Annotated in this window: 22 protein-coding genes; 14 read left to right on the top strand and 8 right to left on the bottom strand. The window is 50.3% G+C overall.

Translation table 11 applies throughout. The features are described from left to right. Positions 1–15: 15 nt before the first annotated feature. Together tdh and FD744_RS19260 are read right to left on the bottom strand one after the other, a co-directional pair. Positions 16–1044 carry an L-threonine 3-dehydrogenase gene (tdh, locus tag FD744_RS19265; RefSeq protein ID WP_160869006.1) on the bottom strand — a complete coding sequence of 343 codons (1029 nt, stop codon included), beginning with the start codon at positions 1042–1044 and terminating at the stop codon, positions 16–18. Then, entirely contained in the window at positions 1041–2249 is a 1209-nt protein-coding gene (locus tag FD744_RS19260; RefSeq protein ID WP_160869005.1) for a glycine C-acetyltransferase, read from the bottom strand. The genes tdh and FD744_RS19260 overlap by 4 nt, the downstream gene beginning before the upstream one ends. Positions 2250–2480: 231 nt before the next feature. Between FD744_RS19260 and rfaD the strand changes: the two genes are divergently transcribed. The 6 genes from rfaD to FD744_RS19230 are packed head-to-tail and all read left to right on the top strand — an operon-like array spanning position 2481 to position 7483. Beyond that, on the top strand, positions 2481–3413 hold the full coding sequence (gene rfaD, locus FD744_RS19255; RefSeq protein ID WP_045815712.1) for an ADP-glyceromanno-heptose 6-epimerase: 933 nt from the start codon (positions 2481–2483) through the stop codon (positions 3411–3413). A gap of 17 nt (positions 3414–3430) precedes the next feature. After that, positions 3431–4474 (top strand): ADP-heptose--LPS heptosyltransferase RfaF, encoded by a 1044-nt coding sequence (gene rfaF / locus FD744_RS19250; RefSeq protein WP_160869004.1) that lies wholly within the window; start codon positions 3431–3433, stop codon positions 4472–4474. Positions 4475–4476: 2 nt separating this feature from the next. Then, the gene (gene rfaC, locus FD744_RS19245; RefSeq protein ID WP_160869003.1) at positions 4477–5439 is read left to right on the top strand and encodes a lipopolysaccharide heptosyltransferase RfaC; all 963 of its coding nucleotides are present in this window, start codon (positions 4477–4479) and stop codon (positions 5437–5439) included. Further along, entirely contained in the window at positions 5440–6348 is a 909-nt protein-coding gene (locus FD744_RS19240) for a sugar glycosyltransferase (protein ID WP_160869002.1), read from the top strand. It abuts the gene before it with no gap. Next, positions 6326–7123, top strand: coding sequence for a hypothetical protein (locus tag FD744_RS19235; RefSeq protein ID WP_160869001.1), 798 nt, complete (start codon positions 6326–6328; stop codon positions 7121–7123). The genes FD744_RS19240 and FD744_RS19235 overlap by 23 nt, the downstream gene beginning before the upstream one ends. 27 nt (positions 7124–7150) lie before the next feature. After that, positions 7151–7483, top strand: a complete 333-nt coding sequence (locus tag FD744_RS19230; protein ID WP_160869000.1) for a hypothetical protein — start codon at positions 7151–7153, stop codon at positions 7481–7483. 43 nt (positions 7484–7526) lie between these two features. Here FD744_RS19230 and FD744_RS19225 read toward each other — a convergent pair whose 3' ends face one another. The 3 genes from FD744_RS19225 to envC form a co-directional block, all read right to left on the bottom strand. Next, positions 7527–8606, bottom strand: a complete 1080-nt coding sequence (locus FD744_RS19225) for a glycosyltransferase family 9 protein (RefSeq protein ID WP_160868999.1) — start codon at positions 8604–8606, stop codon at positions 7527–7529. A gap of 129 nt (positions 8607–8735) precedes the next feature. Further along, a complete protein-coding gene (locus tag FD744_RS19220) occupies positions 8736–9635 on the bottom strand; it encodes a divergent polysaccharide deacetylase family protein (protein WP_160869030.1) in 900 nt (299 codons plus the stop codon). A 3-nt stretch (positions 9636–9638) separates the two neighbouring features. Next, on the bottom strand, positions 9639–10940 hold the full coding sequence (gene envC, locus FD744_RS19215; RefSeq protein WP_160868998.1) for a murein hydrolase activator EnvC: 1302 nt from the start codon (positions 10938–10940) through the stop codon (positions 9639–9641). A gap of 249 nt (positions 10941–11189) precedes the next feature. On the opposite strand from envC, the gene FD744_RS19210 reads away from it, so the two are divergent. The 5 genes from FD744_RS19210 (at position 11190) to cysE (ending at position 14299) form a co-directional block, all read left to right on the top strand. Then, complete coding sequence (locus FD744_RS19210) at positions 11190–11621, top strand: rhodanese-like domain-containing protein (protein WP_034823789.1); 432 nt, start codon at positions 11190–11192, stop codon at positions 11619–11621. Between the two features lie 17 nt (positions 11622–11638). Next, positions 11639–11893 carry a glutaredoxin 3 gene (gene grxC / locus FD744_RS19205; protein WP_007885328.1) on the top strand — a complete coding sequence of 85 codons (255 nt, stop codon included), beginning with the start codon at positions 11639–11641 and terminating at the stop codon, positions 11891–11893. 39 nt (positions 11894–11932) lie between these two features. Continuing rightward, complete coding sequence (secB, locus tag FD744_RS19200) at positions 11933–12397, top strand: protein-export chaperone SecB (RefSeq protein ID WP_160868997.1); 465 nt, start codon at positions 11933–11935, stop codon at positions 12395–12397. Further along, entirely contained in the window at positions 12397–13416 is a 1020-nt protein-coding gene (gene gpsA / locus FD744_RS19195; RefSeq protein ID WP_160868996.1) for an NAD(P)H-dependent glycerol-3-phosphate dehydrogenase, read from the top strand. Before secB ends, gpsA begins: the two co-directional genes overlap by 1 nt. Before the next feature lie 67 nt (positions 13417–13483). Then, a complete protein-coding gene (gene cysE / locus FD744_RS19190; RefSeq protein WP_034823780.1) occupies positions 13484–14299 on the top strand; it encodes a serine O-acetyltransferase in 816 nt (271 codons plus the stop codon). Here cysE and trmL read toward each other — a convergent pair. From trmL to cpxR, 3 genes are read right to left on the bottom strand one after another with little or no spacing between them, the layout of a single operon-like run. Further along, on the bottom strand, positions 14296–14769 hold the full coding sequence (gene trmL, locus FD744_RS19185) for a tRNA (uridine(34)/cytosine(34)/5-carboxymethylaminomethyluridine(34)-2'-O)-methyltransferase TrmL (protein ID WP_058960119.1): 474 nt from the start codon (positions 14767–14769) through the stop codon (positions 14296–14298). The two genes, cysE and trmL, sit on opposite strands and share 4 nt — an antisense overlap. Positions 14770–14804: 35 nt before the next feature. Next, complete coding sequence (cpxA, locus tag FD744_RS19180; RefSeq protein WP_160868995.1) at positions 14805–16181, bottom strand: envelope stress sensor histidine kinase CpxA; 1377 nt, start codon at positions 16179–16181, stop codon at positions 14805–14807. Next, entirely contained in the window at positions 16178–16876 is a 699-nt protein-coding gene (gene cpxR / locus FD744_RS19175; protein ID WP_034823774.1) for an envelope stress response regulator transcription factor CpxR, read from the bottom strand. The genes cpxA and cpxR overlap by 4 nt, the downstream gene beginning before the upstream one ends. A 150-nt stretch (positions 16877–17026) precedes the next feature. On the opposite strand from cpxR, the gene cpxP reads away from it, so the two are divergent. The 3 genes from cpxP to pfkA all read left to right on the top strand — a co-directional run bounded on the left by cpxP (position 17027) and on the right by pfkA (position 19812). Beyond that, the gene (gene cpxP / locus FD744_RS19170; RefSeq protein ID WP_034823772.1) at positions 17027–17539 is read left to right on the top strand and encodes a cell-envelope stress modulator CpxP; all 513 of its coding nucleotides are present in this window, start codon (positions 17027–17029) and stop codon (positions 17537–17539) included. Between the two features lie 200 nt (positions 17540–17739). Next, complete coding sequence (gene fieF / locus FD744_RS19165; protein ID WP_160868994.1) at positions 17740–18642, top strand: CDF family cation-efflux transporter FieF; 903 nt, start codon at positions 17740–17742, stop codon at positions 18640–18642. 207 nt (positions 18643–18849) lie between these two features. Further along, positions 18850–19812: a 6-phosphofructokinase gene (pfkA, locus tag FD744_RS19160; protein ID WP_034823768.1), complete on the top strand. Its 963-nt coding sequence runs from the start codon at positions 18850–18852 to the stop codon at positions 19810–19812. Positions 19813–19863 lie beyond the last annotated feature (51 nt).

The raw sequence follows: 19863 nt of genomic DNA, 5'->3' as shown, positions 1-19863 counted from the left end.
CCTCCCTGTGAATCCTTAATCCCAGCTCAATACCACTTTTCCTGAACGCCCGGATCGCATCTCGTCAAATCCCTGCTGGAATTCATCGATGTGGTAGCGATGTGTGATAATGGGCGTTAAATCGAGGCCGGATTGAATCAACGCTGCCATTTTGTACCAGGTTTCAAACATCTCGCGGCCATAGATGCCTTTGATGAAAAGTCCTTTGAAGATCACCAGATTCCAATCGATCGCCATCTCGCCCGGCGGAATGCCCAGTAGGGCGATTCGCCCGCCATGGTTCATCACCTCCAGCAGGGTGCGAAACGCGGGAGGCGCGCCAGACATCTCCAGCCCGACATCGAAACCTTCGGTCATACCCAGCTCAGCCATCACATCGCGCAGATTTTCCTGCGCTACATTTACGGCGCGTGTCACGCCCATCTGGCGTGCCAGGCCGAGGCGATATTCATTGATATCGGTGATGACCACATTGCGTGCGCCCACATGTTTGCACACCGCTGCAGCCATAATACCAATAGGACCAGCACCAGAGATCAGCACGTCCTCGCCGACCAGATCAAACGAGAGCGCGGTATGCACGGCGTTGCCAAAGGGATCGAAAATCGCTGCCAGCTCGTCAGAGATATTGTCGGGAATCTTGAAAGCGTTAAATGCAGGGATGACCAGGTACTCGGCGAAACAGCCCTGACGATTGACGCCGACACCCACGGTATTGCGGCACAAGTGAGTGCGACCGGCGCGGCAATTTCGGCAGTGACCGCAGGTGATATGACCTTCGCCAGAGACGCGATCGCCAATAGTGAAACCTTTTACTTCCTCGCCCATGCCGACAACTTCGCCGACATATTCGTGGCCGGTAATCATCGGGACAGGAATAGTTTTCCGTGACCAGTCATCCCAGTTGTAAATGTGCACATCGGTACCGCAAATCGCTGTTTTGCGAATTTTGATGAGCAAGTCGTTGTGACCGGGTTCCGGAATCGGCGCATCTTTCACCATCCAGATGCCTTCTTCAGCTCTTAACTTGGCCAGTGCTTTCATTTTTCGGCTCCTGCAATCACGCCCAACTGTTGACCAATGCGCGTAAAGGCGGCAACGGCATGTTCCAACTGTGCCTGCGTATGGCCTGCAGATATCTGAGTGCGGATGCGCGCCTGACCCTGCGGCACAACCGGATAAAAGAAGCCGGTGACATAGATACCCTCTTTTTGCAGCAGGCTGGCAAAATTCTGCGCCACTTTTGCATCGCCAAGCATCACCGGGATGATGGCGTGGTCAGCACCCGCCAGCGTAAAGCCGGCTGCGGTCATTTTTTCGCGGAAGAAGCGGGCGTTATCCCACAAACGCTGGCGTAATCCATCGCCTTCACTGAGCAGATCTAACACCCGCAGCGAGGCGGCGACGATGGCAGGTGCCAGGGAGTTGGAAAATAGGTAAGGGCGTGAACGCTGGCGTAGCCATTCAACCACCTCTTTTTTCGCAGCCACATAGCCACCTGAAGCACCACCTAGCGCTTTGCCTAATGTGCCAGTCAGGATATCTACGCGATCCATTACGCCGCAGTATTCATGGGTGCCACGTCCAGCCGCTCCGACAAAACCGACTGCGTGGGAATCATCAACCATCACCAATGCGTCAAATTCGTCGGCCAAATCGCAAATGCCTTGCAGATTGGCAATCACGCCATCCATCGAGAACACACCGTCTGTGGCGATCAGAATATGGCGTGCACCTTTATCACGCGCTTCCTCTAACCGAGCACGTAACTCAGACATATTGTTGTTGGCATACCGATAGCGCTGGGCTTTACACAGGCGTACGCCATCGATAATTGAGGCATGATTGAGTGCATCAGAGATGATGGCATCTTCCGCACTGAGCAGCGTTTCAAACAGACCGCCATTGGCATCGAAGCAAGAGGAAAACAGGATGGCATCTTCCATGCCGAGAAAGGCCGCCAGCTTTTGTTCCAACTGCTGATGAATATCTTGTGTGCCGCAGATAAAGCGCACGGATGCCATGCCGAAGCCGTGGGAATCCATGCCTTCTTTGGCGGCCTGAATAAGCGCGGGGTGATTCGCCAGACCGAGATAGTTGTTGGCGCAGAAGTTAATCACCGGAGGACTATTAGCGACATGGATCTCAGCCTGCTGCGCCGAAGTGATGGTACGTTCTTGTTTGAACAATCCATCGCTACGTGTTGTCACAAGCTGTTGACGGATTTGCGAATAAAACTGACTGGACATGATTCTGCTCCTCAGATAGCAAAATTTTGGAACATATTACTGATCAGGATGCATCGTGCCGACATTTCCGCCAGAGAAATCTTCATTTTGCAGCATAGTTCACGCGATGGATGCAAATTGTGCAGCGGTTACGGAGTCATCTGGCTACCTGTCTCGGGCTGAAATGTTATGATGTTAGGCATTCGTGCGTGAAACCTCCTGTTTCACCCCAACTCTTTAAAGGCAAAGCATATGATTATCGTAACCGGTGGCGCTGGCATGATTGGCAGCAACATTGTTAAAGCGCTGAACGATCGCGGTCTTACCGATATTCTGGTGGTGGATAATCTGAAAGATGGCACCAAATTCGTGAACCTCGCAGATCTGGATATCGCGGATTACATGGACAAAGAAGAGTTCCTCTCTTACATCATGTCCGGCGAAGATCTGGGTCCAATCGAAGCGGTGTTCCACGAAGGTGCCTGCTCGGCGACCACCGAGTGGGACGGCAAGTACATGATGGATAACAACTATCAGTACTCCAAAGACTTGCTGCATTTCTGCCTGGAGCGTGAAATTCCTTTCCTGTACGCTTCATCCGCAGCCACCTACGGTGGCCGCAATGAAAACTTCATTGAAGAGCGCCAGTACGAGCAGCCGTTAAACGTTTATGGCTACTCAAAAATGCTGTTCGACCATTACGTGCGTCAGATTCTGCCAGAAGCCGATTCTCCGGTGTGTGGCTTCCGCTACTTCAACGTCTACGGCCCCCGCGAAGGTCACAAAGGCGGTATGGCGAGCGTGGCATTCCACCTCAACACGCAGATCAGCAACGGTGAAAATCCAAAGCTGTTTGAAGGTAGCGACGACTTCCGCCGCGATTTCATCCATGTTGACGATGTCGTTGCGGTAAACCTGTGGTGCTGGGAAAACGGTGTATCTGGCATCTACAACTGTGGTACTGGCCGTGCGGAATCTTTCCAGGAAGTCGCCGATGCAGTACTGAAGTTCCATCAGCAAGGCCAGATTGAATACATCCCGTTCCCTGAGAAACTGAAAGGCCGCTATCAGGCATTCACTCAGGCGGACCTGACCAATCTGCGCGCAGCGGGTTATGACAAGCCATTTAAAACCGTTGCTCAGGGCGTGGGTGAATACATGACCTGGCTCAACCGCAAAGCATAAGGAAACCGGCACCAGCGATGAAAATTCTGGTCATTGGCCCTTCCTGGGTCGGCGATATGATGATGTCGCAAAGTCTCTATCGCACGCTCAAGGCTGAGCACCCGGATGCGGTTATTGATGTGATGGCGCCGGCCTGGTGCCGGCCACTGCTGTCACGGATGCCGGAAGTCAATCAGGCGCTGGCGATGCCACTGGGCCATGGCGCTTTGGCACTGGGTGAAAGGCGGCGTTTGGGCAAATCCCTTCAGGTCAGCAATTATGACCGTGCTTATGTGCTGCCAAATTCGTTCAAATCAGCGCTGGTGCCGTTCTTTGCAGGTATTAAGCGCCGTGTCGGCTGGCGTGGTGAGATGCGCTATGGCGTGTTGAACGATGTGCGTGTGCTGGATAAAGCCGCATTTCCGCTGATGGTGGAGCGCTATGTTGCACTGGGCTACGACAAACCCATTGCCTCCGCACAACAGTTGCCGCAGCCCTTACTGTGGCCGCAGTTGCGTGTCGATGAAGATGAAAAGCGCATGACGGCGGCGCAGTTTTCTTTGTCCGCGGATCGCCCTGCGATTGGATTCTGCCCTGGCGCTGAATTTGGCCCAGCCAAGCGCTGGCCGCACTACCATTACGCGGCGCTTGCCGAGCAACTGATTGCCGAAGGGTACCAGGTGGTGTTGTTCGGTTCCGCAAAAGATCGCGAAACCGGTGACACTATTGTGCAGACGTTATCGGAATCAGCACGAGCGCACTGCAAAAATCTGGCCGGCGATACGCAATTAGAACAAGCGGTTATCTTAATTGCACATTGCGCGGCTATCGTCAGTAATGATTCCGGGTTGATGCACATTGCTGCCGCACTGAACCGTCCGTTAGTCGCCTTGTATGGCCCAAGTAGCCCGGATTTCACTCCACCGCTGTCTCATCAGGCACGCGTAATTCGTTTGATCTCCGGCTATCACAAAGTACGTAAAGGTGATGCCGAAGAGGGTTATCACCAAAGTCTCATTGATATTCAGCCTGCTCGAGTTCATCAGGAACTTAGCACGCTGCTGCATTCGGTGCAGGAGTAGCCATGCACGTTTTGATTGTAAAAACCTCCTCAATGGGGGACGTGCTGCACACGTTACCGGCGCTCACTGATGCGATGCAGGCCATTCCTGGCATCCGTTTTGACTGGGTCGTCGAAGAAAATTTTGCCCAGATCCCCAGCTGGCATCCGGCAGTAGATAAAGTGCTACCTGTAGCGATTCGTCGCTGGCGTAAACATTGGTTTGGTAGCCAGCAGCGTGAAGAGCGCGTTTTGTTTAAGCGAGACCTGCAATCGCGCCAGTATGATGTGGTGATCGATGCGCAAGGGTTGATCAAAAGCGCCGCGCTGGTGACGCGACTGGCTAAAGGCGTAAAGCATGGGCAAGACAGCCGCAGCGCGCGGGAACCCTTTGCCAGCTGGTGGTATGACAAACGCCATGAAATCAACAAACAGCAGCATGCGGTAGAACGCACGCGCGAACTGTTTGCTAAAAGCCTGGGTTATGAGAAACCGGACACTCAGGGGGATTATGCGATTGCCGGTCATTTCCTCTCCGCGTTGCCCGAGGATGCGCATCAATATTTAGTGTTTCTACACGCCACCACCCGTGATAACAAGCATTGGCCTGAATCACACTGGCGCGAACTGATTGAATTGGTACAGCCGACGGGTCTGCGGGTGAAACTGCCGTGGGGTGCTGAACATGAGCATCAACGTGCATTAAGAATGGCGGAAGGTTTTGACCATGTTGAGGTGCTGCCAAAATTAGCGCTGGAGCAAGTGGCACAGCAATTGGCGGGGGCACGCGCTGTCGTTTCGGTCGACACGGGTTTGAGTCACCTGACCGCCGCGCTGGACCGCCCGAACATCACGCTGTTTGGTCCAACCGATCCGGGGCTGATTGGGGGATATGGTAAGAATCAGCATGAGCTACGCGGCGCAGGTGGCACAATGCAGGCTATATCCGCCGTGAGCGTAATGGAAAAATTGCGGGAATTGCTTTGAATGGGATCAATATTTAAACAAATCTATCGTTATACCCATGAACGAGCTTATCGGCACAATGAAAATTTTTGGCCTCATATCACGATTCAACGTGGGGCAGAAGACCATATTGAACGGCTAGTCTGGCGAAAAAATGAAATAAAAATTGAAGCATTAGATTCATTACGTAAAACCGTTACCAATGATATGACGATACTGGCAACTGGCCCGTCAGTTAATGATCTGAATTTTGACTTACTTTCAGAAACGACATTTATTGGTGTTAATGGCGCTTATCACCTACGAGATAAAGTCGTATTTTCATATTATGTTATTGTCGATCGCGGTTTTGTTGAGAACCGTTTTGATATTGTCGCAAAAGTACTGGACGACCCTGAGTTGACGCTCTTTACAACAGTTCATTGCCTCAATGACATGTTGAATTGCATTGGAGTCGATAAGATAAAGTGTCGTTTGGCTATTATTGAAGATCTGAGTTATAAGATATTTCGAAAATCAGTAGTACCTGCTGAGTATGCTTTGAATTTCAATGATAATAAAGGATTGTCCGTTTATCCGACTGATCCATTATCTGGTTTTTCATGGGATATCCGACAGGGTATTTTTGATGCGGGAACAGTGGCCTATTGGGCTTTGCAAATAGCCGTATGGCTCAGCTCAAATCGTATACTGTTAGCAGGGGTTGATATGAATAATTTTTCGTCCCCACGGTTTTATGAAAATGAAAATAATAAGCAGAAAAGCTTTTTAGGGGAAAACTTTACTCAAGTGATTAAGCCCGCATTCTTGAATGCCAGCAGCGAGCTTAATCATGCAGGGATAAAAGTTTACAATTTGTCTATGAATAGTGGACTGACTGAGGAAATTTTCGAGAAGGCGACGCCAGATGTCATTTTTAAAAAGAATTGAAAGTTTAGAAGCTATTGCATCTATTTCTTTTATGGCATTTCTATTTCTAATGACCATATTTACAGGTGTTGGAAAAGTAAATAATTTATTTCATCTGTCGATTACAACGATGATGATATTTTTGTTTTTCCAGCGAAAAAAGCTTAGTCTTCCCGAGCCATATCCCTGGAGGTCAATAGGCGTTATTGCACTATTCCTCATTTATTACAGTATTACGAACTTATGGACAAGTGTTCCAGAGAATATAATTTCAACTCTGAAGCATACCGTTTATCTTCTTTTTTTCGTTTGTATGTTTGATTACTGTATTAAGCGTTATGGTTTGCTGAAGGTTTATGGATGCATTTTTTCCGGGTGTTTTATTGTCCTTGTTTTGACATTTATGTTGGTAGACAAGAGCACGCTACTGACTAATAGACTTGAAAACGGTTTTTTTGCCGCGCCAAAAAATGTCATTGATCTCGGTGGATATTTTGCTCTTGGTATTTTAAGTGCACTGATTATTGCCCGTGAGTCAGGCCGACACTGGATTTACATACCTGCATCGTTGCTCTTTATTGGCTTGATCTTGACGCAAAGTCGAGGTCCGTTATTGGCTTTAATGGTTTCTTTAGCTGTTTTACTTGCTAAATATAAACATGTTCACCTTAAACATGTTTTGTATATCATGATTTCAATCGCTACTATTTTATTATTCTTCTACTTTACCGATTATGGCAGTGATTTTTATGCGCGCATTGTTTCCTCTTATGCGCAGAGTTTTATCAGATTTTGAATCTGGAATCATGCCATTTCAGATGCAATGATTCATCCCTATTTCGGTTGGGGGTTTGATAAGCAGCTGACATTTGTAAACAGTATTGGCCAACATGTTATAACCACACACAGTATTTATGTATCGGCTTTCTTGAAAGGCGGTGTGGTGGGTGTGTTATTTATGGCATCACTCATCCTGGTTGGCTTGTATCATGCGTATAGAAAGTATCATCAAGGCATGGGGTTAGAAGCCTCAATTTATCTCTTCTCTTTGATGTTTTTTGTTACTCAGGGGATGTTTGTGATTGGTGGACCAGGAGAAACATGGGTATTATTCTGGTTGCCATTAGCGATAGTTTTGTCATCCCGTAAGGCCTAGATAAAAACCACTACCAGATCGCTTGCTATCTGGTAGTGTAATTTTAGACTGAAATATTTTTCATCATCACGTTATAAACCTGATCAACGCTTATTTTTCTTAATGGGTAATGCGGATCATCATTAGATTCAGGTTCAATTCTGATAGTCTGATGAATGTGTAAATCCTGATAAGGTCCTGTATGTCTGGGATTAGCACTGACATAAAGACTCACTGTCGGCGTTTCTGCCGTGATAGCAATATGTAGTGGTCCAGTGTCACCTGTGATCAACACATCAAGGTTTTTAATTATCTGTAAGAGTTCAGGTAGGCGAGTCTTACCAATATAAGAGTGAACCCTTGAATGGTATTTATTTTTTAATAAATCAAAGAATGATTTTTCAATGTTTTTATCCTGGGTGGCACCAGTCAATACTATTTTTGCATCTATGTTATTTTCTAAAATACGCTCTGCTAGTTCAGAAAAATGTTCAACTGGCCAGCAACGGTTTTTCCCGGACGCCCCCATTTGAAAGCCAATTACAGGTCGATAGTTTTCACGTTCTACAGAGTGAATTGCAATGGGAAATTGCATTCTGATATCTGTTGTATTGCATCCAAGAATACTAATCAGGTCGAGTTTGCGCTGAATAATATGAACATCTGTTGCCGATGAATAATGATCTATCCAGTGATTAAAGACGGTATTGTCACTTCTGAAATTATCTCTAATAATGTATTTTGAGCCAGACAGGCGTGCGCAGAGAATGTCATAGCCCAATGTTGAATGCAGTAGCACAGTCATATCAGGTTTGAATTTTCTCATTCTCCTGATTACGCGATGGGAATGAACTATCTTATTATCCCAGATGACTATTTCATCAAACCATTGACTTTTTTCAACGAGATCACGGTTTTTATCACTGGATACCAGCATGAGCCTGGCCTCTGGATAGCGATGCTTTATGGCTTTGATCGCAGGAGTATTAAAAAGGAGATCTCCTAATGCGGTCGTTGAGAAAATAACAATGCGCTTAAACTCATGATTTGAGCTTAGCGGTGTCTTGTTTTTGTCAATCTGGCTCAGTCTGGCATGTAAACTGAGTACGTTATTGATTACGTTTATTTTCCAAAGCTTTTTCATTATTCCAATTCACCCTAAGAACCTGGCAAATTTGACATCAGTCGCGGGAATTAATTTCGTAATGATAACGAAAAAAACGCTAGTCCCGAATGGGGCTAACGCTAATTTTCAAAAACGTTGATGATTGCGTTAAAAAAGTAAACCTAACTGATTGATTAACTTACTACCTGCCACATTTTCAATCACTATTTCAACGGCTCGACTTTGCGGCACTGGCGGCAGTGGTTTACTAACCTTACACACGCCCGGAGCACGGAATTTCGGTCCCGGAGATTTATCGGTTATCACTGGTGTTTTACCCTGATGCACAGGTTCATTCAGCAACTGACTCGGGCGTACCAACGTAATATCGGGTGGCAGTGATGGCAGCATCTGTTGCAGCACACGAACGGTGGTAGGATGCGGATGACCAATCGCAATGGCATAGCCATCGCGCTGTGCCAGTTTTACGGCACGGGTAAACTGTTCGCGAATCGATGCCTCATTCTGACTATCGTCAAGGAATACCCGGCGTTTCAGCACCTTAACATGCGTACCTTGTGCCGCTGGAATAGACTGGCTATTGCCAATCGTCATGCTATCGAGAAAGTAGTAATTGTACTGATTTAGCACCTGCATCACTTTCTGCATGCCAGGCAGGCTGGAGGTCATTTTGCTGCCCATATGGTTGTTCAGCCCCACAGCGAAGGGCACTTTACCCGAGGCATCCCGAACAATGCGTGCGATCTCTTCGCTGCTCATCTCTGGGGTTAAGGTATCTTTTTCCAGCGGCTGCTTACTGAGCGGTGCCATTGGCAAGTGAATCAACACCTCATGACCACCCTGATGTGCTTTTGTCGCCATCTCACGAGCATGAGGTGCATTCGGCAATACAGCGACCGAAATCGCAGCGGGCATTTGCAGCACTTTATTCTCTTCAACCGGACGATAACCGAAGTCATCAATCACAATTGAGAGTTTACCTGCCTGAGCCGATAGTGTGAAAAACAGTGCGCAGAACGCAATTGAGAGCTTTTGAGGCTGAAACAACACTTATCTTCCTAACCACGGTAGTGGATTGACGGCCTGTCCCTGACGTCGGATTTCAAAGTAGAGCGAAGGCGTGCCGCGGCCGCCACTGGTACCCACGAGGGCGATAGGCTGTCCTGCCTTCACCTGAGTACCCACGCTCACCAGCGCACTTTGGTTGTAGCCATAAAGACTCATATCGCCTTTACCATGTTCCAATACCACAACCAGGCCGTAGCCTTGTAGCCAGTCGGCCATCAGTACGCGTCCATCGGCGATGGCTTTCACTTCGGTGCCTTCTGGTGCATCAATCACCAGACCTTTCCAGCGCAGTTCACCCTGCATGGATTCACCGAAGCGGTGTTCAATACGTCCATTCACCGGCCATACCGCCTGCCCACCAGGCTTTCCGAGGCCACCGGTGCGCGCCATCAACTCACGTTCGCTTTGTGTGGGTTGATAACTTGATCCCTTGGCTTTTGCCTGCGCCTGACGCTGGCGTACTTTTTCTGCCTCGCGTGCTTCACGTTCGGCACGCTCACGCGCTTCGCGTTCGGCTTTGGCAATTTTATCCTGCAGACGGCTTTCGTTTTCTCGCATCTCAACCAAATCGGCCTGATCTTTTTCCAGCGAGCTTTCCAATACTGTCAGGGTTTTCTTACGTGCCGCACTGGCGGTTTCCAGTTTGGCCTGCTGCGACTGCTGTTGGGCTAACAGGGATTTTTGTTGTTCCTGCTTACCTTGCAATGCCTGACGCTGCTCGGAGAGCTGTTGCTGAGTTTGTTTGAGATCGTCGATGTTTTTCTGGCGTGCAGCATTAAGGTAGCCGAAATAGGCAAGTATGCGTTCACTGCGTTGTGCTTCTTCACCACCCAGCAGCAGCTGTAACCCATTGTGTTGGCCTTGTCGGAAAGCCGCATCCAATTGTTGAGCCAGCAGTTTTTCCTGCTGAGCCTGCTGTTTTTCCAGACGAGAGATGGAGGTGGTAATTTGTGTGATTTCGCCGTCGAGCGCGGTCAAGCTATTGCGCGTTTCCCTAAGCTGCCGGCTGGCTTGCGCAATCACTTTTTCCTGACTTTGCAGTTGATCGAGAAGTTTGCTGCGCTGTAATTTCTGCGCTTTAACGCTTTTCTCTTTGTCAGCGATATCCTGCTGAATGGACTTGAGCTGGGTTTTACTGTCATCCGCACTGTGCGCGTAAACGGGCAATAACAGTGCGCCCGCGCAGAGCAAGCTCAGGGAGATTTCGGACCAGCGAAATAACAACGGATGCGCTGGGCCGTTGTGACGGGTCCTTGTGTGTGTAACGGTCGCTTTTCCCTTCATAGTCGATAATTATTCCACGATGAACAGCCGCTTACCAGTTATCCCGGGCGGGTTTTGCTTTACGAAAGATGTCGGTGCCGAGCTTACTGGCATAATCTTTGACTCAATTTTGCGATTAGAACACTTTTTTTGGAAAATGACGCACAAATCGTAACTCTGCCCGCTTCGCGACTGTACATGCTAAGTGGCGCAGGTATACTCAGAACCCTTGTTTTAGCTTATTAGCCCGGTCTGGAGTCGTTACCCCTCATGCAAGAAATTATGCAGTTTGCAAGCAATCACACCATCCTTAGTCTGGCATGGGTTGTTTTACTCGTTCTGGTGATTGTGACCACCGTTAAAGGAATGTTCTCTAAGGTAAAAACAATCAGCCGTGGTGAAGCAACCCACCTGATCAACAAAGAGGATGCGGTGGTTGTAGACGTGCGTTCGCGCGATGATTATCGCAAAGGGCACATTTCAGGTGCGGTGAATATTGCAGCGGCTGACATCAAAAAAGGGAGCTTTGCCGAACTGGAAAAGCACAAGTCCCAGCCCATAATTGTGGTATGTGCCACTGGTCAGAGCGCGGGTGAGTCAGCCGCTAAATTGAGCGCTGAAGGTTTTGAAAAAGTCTCCGTGCTGAAAGATGGCGTGAGCGGCTGGAGTGGTGAGAATCTGCCGCTGGTACGCGGTAAATAATTCCCAGAGGTAACCGCATGGCTAATGTTGAGATTTACACCAAAGTCACATGCCCTTATTGCCACCGGGCAAAAGCATTGTTGGATCAGAAAGGCGTTTCGTTCCAGGAGATTCCTATTGATGGGAACGCGGCGAAGCGTGAAGAGATGATTCAGCGAAGCGGGCGTACGACAGTTCCACAGATTTTTATTGATGCGCAGCACATTGGTGGCTGTGACGATCTTTACGCGCTGGATGGGCGTCAGGGACTGGATCCCTTACTCCAGGCATAATTTTTCGGTCAGACAATTTAACTCACAGGATTTAGTAACATGTCAGAACATAGCACAAACGAAATGCAGTTCCAGATTCAACGTGTTTATACCAAAGACGTTTCTTACGAAGCGCCAAACGCGCCTCAGGTTTTCCAGAAAGAGTGGGAACCGGAAGTGAAACTGGATCTGGACACCGCTTCATCTCAGCTGGCTGATGAAGTCTACGAAGTTGTTCTGCGCGTTACCGTGACAGCAACCGTTGGCAAAGACACCGCATTCCTGTGCGAAGTTCAGCAGGCAGGTATCTTCACTATCGGCGGTATCGAAGGCACTCAGATGGCACATTGCCTCGGTGCATACTGCCCGAACATTCTGTTCCCGTATGCACGTGAATGCATCACCAGCCTCGTGTCTCGTGGTACTTTCCCTCAGCTCAATCTGGCGCCAGTTAACTTTGATGCCCTGTTCATGAACTATCTGCAGCAGCAAGGTGAAGGCGAAGCGCCACGTCAGGATGCCTGATGACTACCCTCAACGCTTCGATTAGCGTCATCGGTGCCGGCTCGTACGGCACCGCATTGGCCATTACGCTGGCCCGTAACGGCCATCCGGTTCTGCTCTGGGGCCACAATCCGCACAGTGTGGCACAGCTCCAGGCTGACCGATGTAATGCCGCTTTCCTGCCTGATGTACCTTTCCCTGACAATCTTGTTCCCGAAGCCGATTTGGCAACGGTGGCGAATGCCAGCCGCGATCTGTTGGTGGTGGTGCCCAGCCACGTGTTTGGCGACGTTCTCACCCAGTTGAAGCCGCATCTGCGTGCAGACTCACGTATTGTCTGGGCAACCAAAGGTCTCGAAAAAGAGACTGGCCGTCTTTTGCAGGATGTTGCGCGTGAAATCCTTGGCGATCAGATTCCGCTGGCCGTGGTTTCCGGTCCAACTTTCGCGAAGGAGCTTGCTGCGGGCCTGCCTACAGCGATAGCGCTGGCGGCCACTGACGCACAGTTCGCCGAAGATCTGCAGCAAAAACTGCATTGCGGTAAAAGCTTCCGCGTGTACAACAATCCAGACTTCATCGGCGTGCAACTGGGTGGCGCGGTGAAAAACGTGATTGCGATTGGTGCCGGTATTTCTGATGGCATCGGTTTTGGTGCTAACGCACGAACCGCGCTGATTACCCGTGGGCTGACGGAGATGAGTCGCCTTGGCGCCGCTCTTGGAGCCGATCCCACCACCTTTATGGGCATGGCGGGGCTGGGCGATTTAGTGCTGACCTGTACCGATAATCAATCCCGCAATCGTCGTTTTGGCATGATGCTGGGACAAGGCGAGAGCGTTGATGAGGCGCAGCGCATTATCGGACAAGTTGTAGAAGGGTACCGAAACACCAAAGAAGTCAAAGCATTGGCGGCGAGAATGGGTGTTGAAATGCCGATAACCGAGCAGATTTATCAGGTACTGTATTGCGAAAAATCGGCGCGAGAGGCAGCATTGAGTTTACTTGGCCGTGCAAGGAAGGACGAAAACAGCCAAAGCTGAAGCAGGACGCTCAGCTAAATCACCTGCAGCGCCTCTCAGGCGCTTTTTTTATCGGGAGCACAGAGCAATGTCGTCAGAAGAGTTAGAACTGGTCTGGAACAACATCAAAGCTGAAGCCAGAGCGCTGGCTGATTGTGAACCCATGCTGGCCAGCTTTTATCACGCGACTTTGCTGAAGCACGAAAATCTTGGCAGTGCACTAAGCTACATGCTGGCGAACAAACTCGCCAACCCGATCATGCCAGCCATTGCGGTACGCGAAATCGTTGAGGAAGCGTATCGCGAAGATCCAGAGATGATTGTCTCTGCAGCTTACGATATTCAAGCCGTGCGCCAGCGCGATCCTGCCGTTGATAAGTATTCAACGCCATTGCTGTATCTGAAAGGCTTCCATGCATTACAGGCTTATCGCATCGGCCACTGGCTCTGGAAAGAGGGCCGCCGCGCGTTAGCCGTCTATTTGCAGAACGAAATCTCCGTCTCCTTTGCAGTGGATATCCACCCGGCAGCCCGTATTGGTCGCGGCATCATGCTCGATCATGCTACCGGTATCGTGATTGGTGAAACCGCCGTAGTGGAAAATGACGTGTCGATTTTGCAGTCGGTCACGCTAGGCGGTACCGGAAAAACCAGCGGCGATCGCCATCCGAAAATCCGTGAAGGTGTGATGATTGGCGCAGGTGCCAAGATTCTCGGTAACATTGAAGTGGGGCGCGGCGCGAAAATTGGTGCAGGTTCGGTGGTACTACAACCAGTGCCGCCGCATACCACGGCAGCCGGTGTGCCTGCGCGTATCGTTGGCAAACCCACCAGTGATAAACCTTCGATGGATATGGACCAACTCTTCAACGGCGCGGGCTTCGAGTACGGCGACGGAATTTAGCTCTTGATCAGTGCGCCAGCATAATCAAGCTGGCGCCACGCTTCATAAACCACCACAGATACCGCATTCGACAGATTCATACTGCGACTTTCAGCCATCATTGGGATGCGGATCTTCTGCTCTGCTGGCAGCGCGTTCAGTATCTCTGCCGGCAAACCACGGCTCTCAGGTCCAAACAATAAATAATCCCCTTTCTGATAGCTCACAGCGCTGTGGGCAGGTGTGCCTTTGGTGGTGAGTGCAAACAGACGCTGTGGTGCTTCAGACTCGATAAACGCAGTGTAATTGGCGTGTTTTTTGAGTGAGGTGTATTCGTGATAATCGAGCCCGGCGCGGCGCAGGCGCTTGTCATCCCAGGCAAAGCCCAGCGGCTCAATCAGATGCAATTGGAAGCCTGTATTGGCACACAAGCGGATGATATTGCCCGTATTTGGCGGAATTTCTGGTTCAAATAAAACGATGTTCAGCATAAGGCCCCCGGAAACGAGGGCCGAAGCATAGCAAATTATTGACGAGCGGAGTACAGCGGCAACCAGAGTGTAAGGCGCAGCCCCCCTAATGGGCTGTCATCGGCTTTCACCCAACCGCGATGCTGTTGCACGGCTGTTTCCACAATCGCCAGTCCGAGACCGGTGCCACCAGATTCACGGTCGCGTGCTTCATCAGTGCGATAGAAGGGGCGGAAAATCTGCTCGCGATCTTCAGCGCTGACGCCTGGGCCATCGTCATCAACGTGAACGGTAATACCCTGAATATCCACCGAGAAACTCACGCTGATATGCGTGTGGGAATAACGCAGCGCATTACGCACGATGTTTTCCAGTGCGCTCTCCAGGGCATGCGGGTTGCCGTACAGTGGCCACGGACCAGGCGGATACGGCACATCCATGGTTTTACCCATCTGCTCGGCTTCAAATTTGGCTTCTTCCAGTACACCGTTCCACAGCTGGTTCGCCTTCATCGCTTCACTGACTAAGGCATTTTTATGCTGAGTGCGTGAGAGCACCAGCAAATCGTTAATCATGCCATCAAGCCGCTGGGCTTCCGTTTCGATACGCTGAAGTTCTTTACCTTCACCATTGCGACGGCGCAGTAGGGCGGTAGCCAACTGCAAACGTGTCAGTGGCGTGCGTAATTCATGACTGATATCGGATAACAAACGCTGCTGTGCGGTCATCATGCGTTCAAGTGCGCTCACCATTTGGTTGAAACTTGAACCTGCTGCCAGGAATTCCTGTGGACCGGATTCCAGTTCAGGATGCTGGCGTAAGTTTCCGCTCGCCACTTCATCGGCAGCATGTTTCAGTTTGCGCGCTGGACGCGCCAGGCTCCACGCCAGCCATAACAGCAGTGGCGAGCTAATCAGCATGGTGACAATCAGCAGCAATAACGGACGGTCGAACAGTAAATTGACGAAGTCCAGTTGAGAACTGGTGGCGGGGCGGATCAGGTAGAGCTGATAGTTATCTTCACCATCCTGCACGGCGAACGGGCCCACCATTTCCACACGACCATACTTTTTCTTCTGCGGATGATCGGCATTATCAGACTGGCCGATAAAGTTACGAATCACCTGCATTTCATTATGCTGCGCCCCGATCACCCGGCCTTCGCTGGTCACCAATAACAAGCGTTGGCCGGGTGGGGCCCATTTGTCGATGGCGCGAAAGAGCCTGCGCCACCACATCAGGTCGTTAGGGGGATCTTGCGATAACTCAGCTTCAACATGCTGTTCAATCATGGTGCCCTGTCGTTGCTCACTTTCCAGCAGTGCAGTCATCTGGCGTGAGTCGAGTTTGGGCACCATCAAAACCAGCATCAACACCAGCGCCAGGGTGAGCCAGAAAATGGCGAAGATGCGGGTGGTCAAACTTCCAATCATGATGCCGAAACCATCAGATAGCCGCGTCCGCGTAGCGTTTTAAACCACGGATGACCATCACGACGTTCCGGCAATTTACGACGCAGGTTTGAAATGTGCATATCAATCGCGCGGTCAAACGGCGTCAGGCGTTTACCCAGCACTTCCTGACTGAGGTGCTCACGCGACACGACCTGACCTAAGTGCTGTGCCAGCAAATAGAGCAGAGTGAATTCCGTGCCCGTCAGATCCAGCGTTTCACTATCGAAGCTGGCTTCCTGGCGGCCTGGGTTGAGGCGCAGGCAATCCACTTCCAGCGTGGGTGAACTATTGTCATGCTGCTGTTGTTGTTCGCTCCAGTTTGAACGGCGCAAAATAGCCCGAATACGCGCCACCAGTTCACGGTCATTAAACGGTTTTGGTAGATAGTCATCCGCGCCCAGCTCAAGGCCAAGAACACGATCCAACTCACTACCACGAGCGGTCAGCATAATGACCGGAGTTTGGTGCTGTTGTCGTAATTCTTTCAACGTATCAATACCGTTCTTCTTCGGCATCATGACGTCGAGTAATAACAAGTCAACGCTGTTATCCAGCAGGTTAAGCGCCTGCTCACCATCGCTGGCGACAATCACCTCAAAACCTTCCATCTCAAGCAGTTCTTTAAGCAGCGAAGTTAATTCGCGGTCGTCATCAACCAACAGGATTTTATTCATTTTTTGTTGCCCTCCGCAGGCAAAATACCGTGTTCCTTGACTTGCAATCCAACGCTTTACGTAGTTTTACACCCCCTGACGGATGTTTGCAGCTATCGCCGTACACTAGCTCTCGTTGAATCGCAAAACGGAACGAACTGGGAGTAAACGATGCGCTACTTAACCGCCGTCGTCATTGCCTCAGCGATGGTTCTCAGTCACGCCAGCGCAGAAGCAGCAGACACGACGACGATTGACGAGATGCATCATAACGGCGGATTGACGACAGGCAGTATGACGCAAAATCCGCAAAGCCACATGTTCGATGGCATTGAGCTGACTGAACAACAGCGGCAACAGATGCGAGACCTGATGCAGCAAGCACGACATGAGCGCCCGGCTATGAGCGTTCAGGATATTGAAACTATGCATGACCTTGTCATTGCAGACAAATTTAACGAATCGGCTATCCGACAGCAGGCAGAGAAACAAGCCCGCGCGCAGATAGAACTGCAAGTTGAGATGGCTCGGGTTCGCAACCAGATGTATCACCTGCTAACGCCTGCACAGCAAGCGACATTGCAGAAGAATTATGAGCGGCGACTTAACGATATGCGTCAGCTCTCAGGATTGCAGCCATCATCACCGCTGCATGCAGTGAGTAGTACCAGCAGTAACCAGTAACATAGTATCCCTGTTTTCCTTGCCATAGACACCATCCCTGTCTTCCCCCGCATGATGCGGGGGTTTTTTTTATCTGCCAATCCTGTGCTGCATCATCACCTTAATATTCAATTCACGCAGCTTACGCTTGCCGATGATAAACTTGAGCCATTATGTGACTAAAGGCGTTGCGCTGAGCAGACGCTTCTATGAGGCATGGCATGGATCCCTCCTACGCGAAACTCGTCAACCGCGCGGCGCTGGCGGCAACGACGCTGGCGACATTACTGTTGATCGTGAAAATTTTTGCCTGGTGGCTGACCGGCTCAGTCAGTATGTTGGCCGCCCTGGTCGATTCACTGGTGGATATCGCTGCATCGCTCACAAATTTACTGGTGGTGCGCTATTCACTCCAGCCTGCAGACGCTGATCACACCTTCGGCCACGGTAAAGCGGAGTCGCTTGCCGCGCTGGCACAAAGCATGTTTATTTCCGGCTCGGCACTGTTTTTATTTCTCACGGGTATTCAGCATCTGGCCTCACCCAATATATTACGTGCGCCGCTGGTCGGTATCGTCGTCACTGTGGTCGCCCTTTTATCCACCCTGTTACTGGTGACTTTCCAGCGCTGGGTGGTGCGTCGGACACACAGCCAGGCGATACGTGCGGATATGCTGCACTATCAATCTGACGTGGTGATGAACGGCGCGATCCTGGTGGCTTTGGTGTTAAGCAGCTATGGTTTTGTCCGGGCAGATGCGCTCTTTGCGCTGGGGATTGGGGTGTACATCCTCTTTAACGCTTTGCGCATGGGTTATGAAGCGGTGCAATCTTTGCTGGACCGCGCATTGCCGGAAGAAGAGAAGCAGGCGATTATCGATTTGGTTAGCGACTGGCCAGGTGTGCGCGGTGCCCATGCACTGCGTACGCGTCAATCCGGGCCAACCCGTTTTATCCAGCTTCATCTGGAAATGGATGACCACCTGCCGCTGGTGCAAGCACATCAGGTAGCGGATCAGATCGAGCAAGCACTCCGGCTTAAGTTTCCCGGTTCGGATGTTATCATCCATCAGGATCCCTGTTCGGTGGTGCCTGAAAATCAGCAAGGCTTTTTCCAGTTTTAGCGTTTAAATATCATGGCGTTGCGTTATAAAAATGACGTAACGCTAACAACTCTGTAAAAAAATAGCGAAAACTTGTCTGACCTGAATCAATTCAGCATCAAGCCTTTGATATACTATCTGCAACTATTAAGCCGCACGATCGTGAGCGGGTTTACACCGATCGGCAGGCAGGAATAATCCTTAGTTTTGAACAATCCAGAGGTTGTCATGATCAAAAAAATCGGAGTACTGACCAGCGGCGGTGACGCCCCAGGCATGAACGCAGCCATCCGCGGAGTTGTCCGTTCCGCGCTGAGTGAAGGCCTTGAAGTTTTTGGTATCTACGACGGCTATCTGGGATTGTATGAAGACCGTATGATCAACCTCGACCGTTACAGCGTGTCCGACATGATCAACCGTGGCGGCACTTTCCTCGGTTCTGCACGCTTCCCGGATTTCCGTAATGAGGAAGTTCGTCAGGTTGCCATTGAGAACATGAAGAAGCGCGGCATTGACGCGCTGGTGGTCATCGGCGGTGACGGTTCCTACATGGGTGCCAAACGTCTGACGGAAATGGGTTTCCCGTGCATTGGTCTGCCAGGCACCATCGATAATGACGTTGCCGGTACCGATTACACCATCGGTTACTTCACGGCGCTGGAAACCGTGGTTGAAGCGATTGACCGTCTGCGCGACACCTCCTCTTCGCATCAGCGCATTTCCATCGTGGAAGTGATGGGTCGTTACTGCGGCGATCTAACTCTGGCTGCTTCCATCGCCGGCGGTTGTGAATTCATCGTGCTGCCGGAAATTCCTTATACCCGTGAAGAACTGGTCGAAGAGATCAAAGCGGGTATCGCCAAAGGTAAAAAACACGCCATTGTGGCCATTACCGAACACATCTGTGATATCGACGATTTGGCGCATTACATCGAAGCAGAAACCAAACGCGAAACACGTGCAACTGTGCTTGGGCATATTCAGCGTGGCGGTGCGCCATGCGCTTACGACCGTATCCTGGCGTCACGTATGGGTGCTTACTCCATCGAACTGCTGTTGCAGGGCTACGGCGGACGTTGTGTCGGTATTCAGAATGAGAAGATGGTGCATCACGACATCATTGACGCGATTGAAAACATGAAGCGCCCATTCAAGCGCGACTGGCTGGATACGGCGAAAAAACTCTACTAATCAAACTGAATCAGGGCGCGGCCTCCACCGTGCCCTTTTTTATTCCCCCTT

Source organism: Pantoea sp. Taur, from assembly GCF_009830025.1.
Classification (GTDB): Bacteria; Pseudomonadota; Gammaproteobacteria; order Enterobacterales; family Enterobacteriaceae; genus Pantoea; species Pantoea communis.
Note: the sequence above shows the minus strand (reverse complement) of the source record. Positions and strands in the feature narration are given on the sequence as shown.

Coding starts and splice junctions, on each gene's coding strand:
- envC (WP_160868998.1), bottom strand. CDS start 10,940: ATGAAGGGAAAAGCGACCGTTACACACACAAGGACCCGTCACAACGGC.
- cpxP (WP_034823772.1), top strand. CDS start 17,027: ATGCGCTACTTAACCGCCGTCGTCATTGCCTCAGCGATGGTTCTCAGT.
- fieF (WP_160868994.1), top strand. CDS start 17,740: ATGGATCCCTCCTACGCGAAACTCGTCAACCGCGCGGCGCTGGCGGCA.
- FD744_RS19210 (WP_034823789.1), top strand. CDS start 11,190: ATGCAAGAAATTATGCAGTTTGCAAGCAATCACACCATCCTTAGTCTG.
- secB (WP_160868997.1), top strand. CDS start 11,933: ATGTCAGAACATAGCACAAACGAAATGCAGTTCCAGATTCAACGTGTT.
- FD744_RS19230 (WP_160869000.1), top strand. CDS start 7,151: ATGATTCATCCCTATTTCGGTTGGGGGTTTGATAAGCAGCTGACATTT.
- FD744_RS19235 (WP_160869001.1), top strand. CDS start 6,326: ATGTCATTTTTAAAAAGAATTGAAAGTTTAGAAGCTATTGCATCTATT.
- FD744_RS19225 (WP_160868999.1), bottom strand. CDS start 8,606: ATGAAAAAGCTTTGGAAAATAAACGTAATCAATAACGTACTCAGTTTA.
- cpxA (WP_160868995.1), bottom strand. CDS start 16,181: ATGATTGGAAGTTTGACCACCCGCATCTTCGCCATTTTCTGGCTCACC.
- pfkA (WP_034823768.1), top strand. CDS start 18,850: ATGATCAAAAAAATCGGAGTACTGACCAGCGGCGGTGACGCCCCAGGC.
- FD744_RS19240 (WP_160869002.1), top strand. CDS start 5,440: ATGGGATCAATATTTAAACAAATCTATCGTTATACCCATGAACGAGCT.
- rfaD (WP_045815712.1), top strand. CDS start 2,481: ATGATTATCGTAACCGGTGGCGCTGGCATGATTGGCAGCAACATTGTT.
- gpsA (WP_160868996.1), top strand. CDS start 12,397: ATGACTACCCTCAACGCTTCGATTAGCGTCATCGGTGCCGGCTCGTAC.
- rfaF (WP_160869004.1), top strand. CDS start 3,431: ATGAAAATTCTGGTCATTGGCCCTTCCTGGGTCGGCGATATGATGATG.
- tdh (WP_160869006.1), bottom strand. CDS start 1,044: ATGAAAGCACTGGCCAAGTTAAGAGCTGAAGAAGGCATCTGGATGGTG.
- FD744_RS19260 (WP_160869005.1), bottom strand. CDS start 2,249: ATGTCCAGTCAGTTTTATTCGCAAATCCGTCAACAGCTTGTGACAACA.
- cysE (WP_034823780.1), top strand. CDS start 13,484: ATGTCGTCAGAAGAGTTAGAACTGGTCTGGAACAACATCAAAGCTGAA.
- trmL (WP_058960119.1), bottom strand. CDS start 14,769: ATGCTGAACATCGTTTTATTTGAACCAGAAATTCCGCCAAATACGGGC.
- rfaC (WP_160869003.1), top strand. CDS start 4,477: ATGCACGTTTTGATTGTAAAAACCTCCTCAATGGGGGACGTGCTGCAC.
- cpxR (WP_034823774.1), bottom strand. CDS start 16,876: ATGAATAAAATCCTGTTGGTTGATGACGACCGCGAATTAACTTCGCTG.
- grxC (WP_007885328.1), top strand. CDS start 11,639: ATGGCTAATGTTGAGATTTACACCAAAGTCACATGCCCTTATTGCCAC.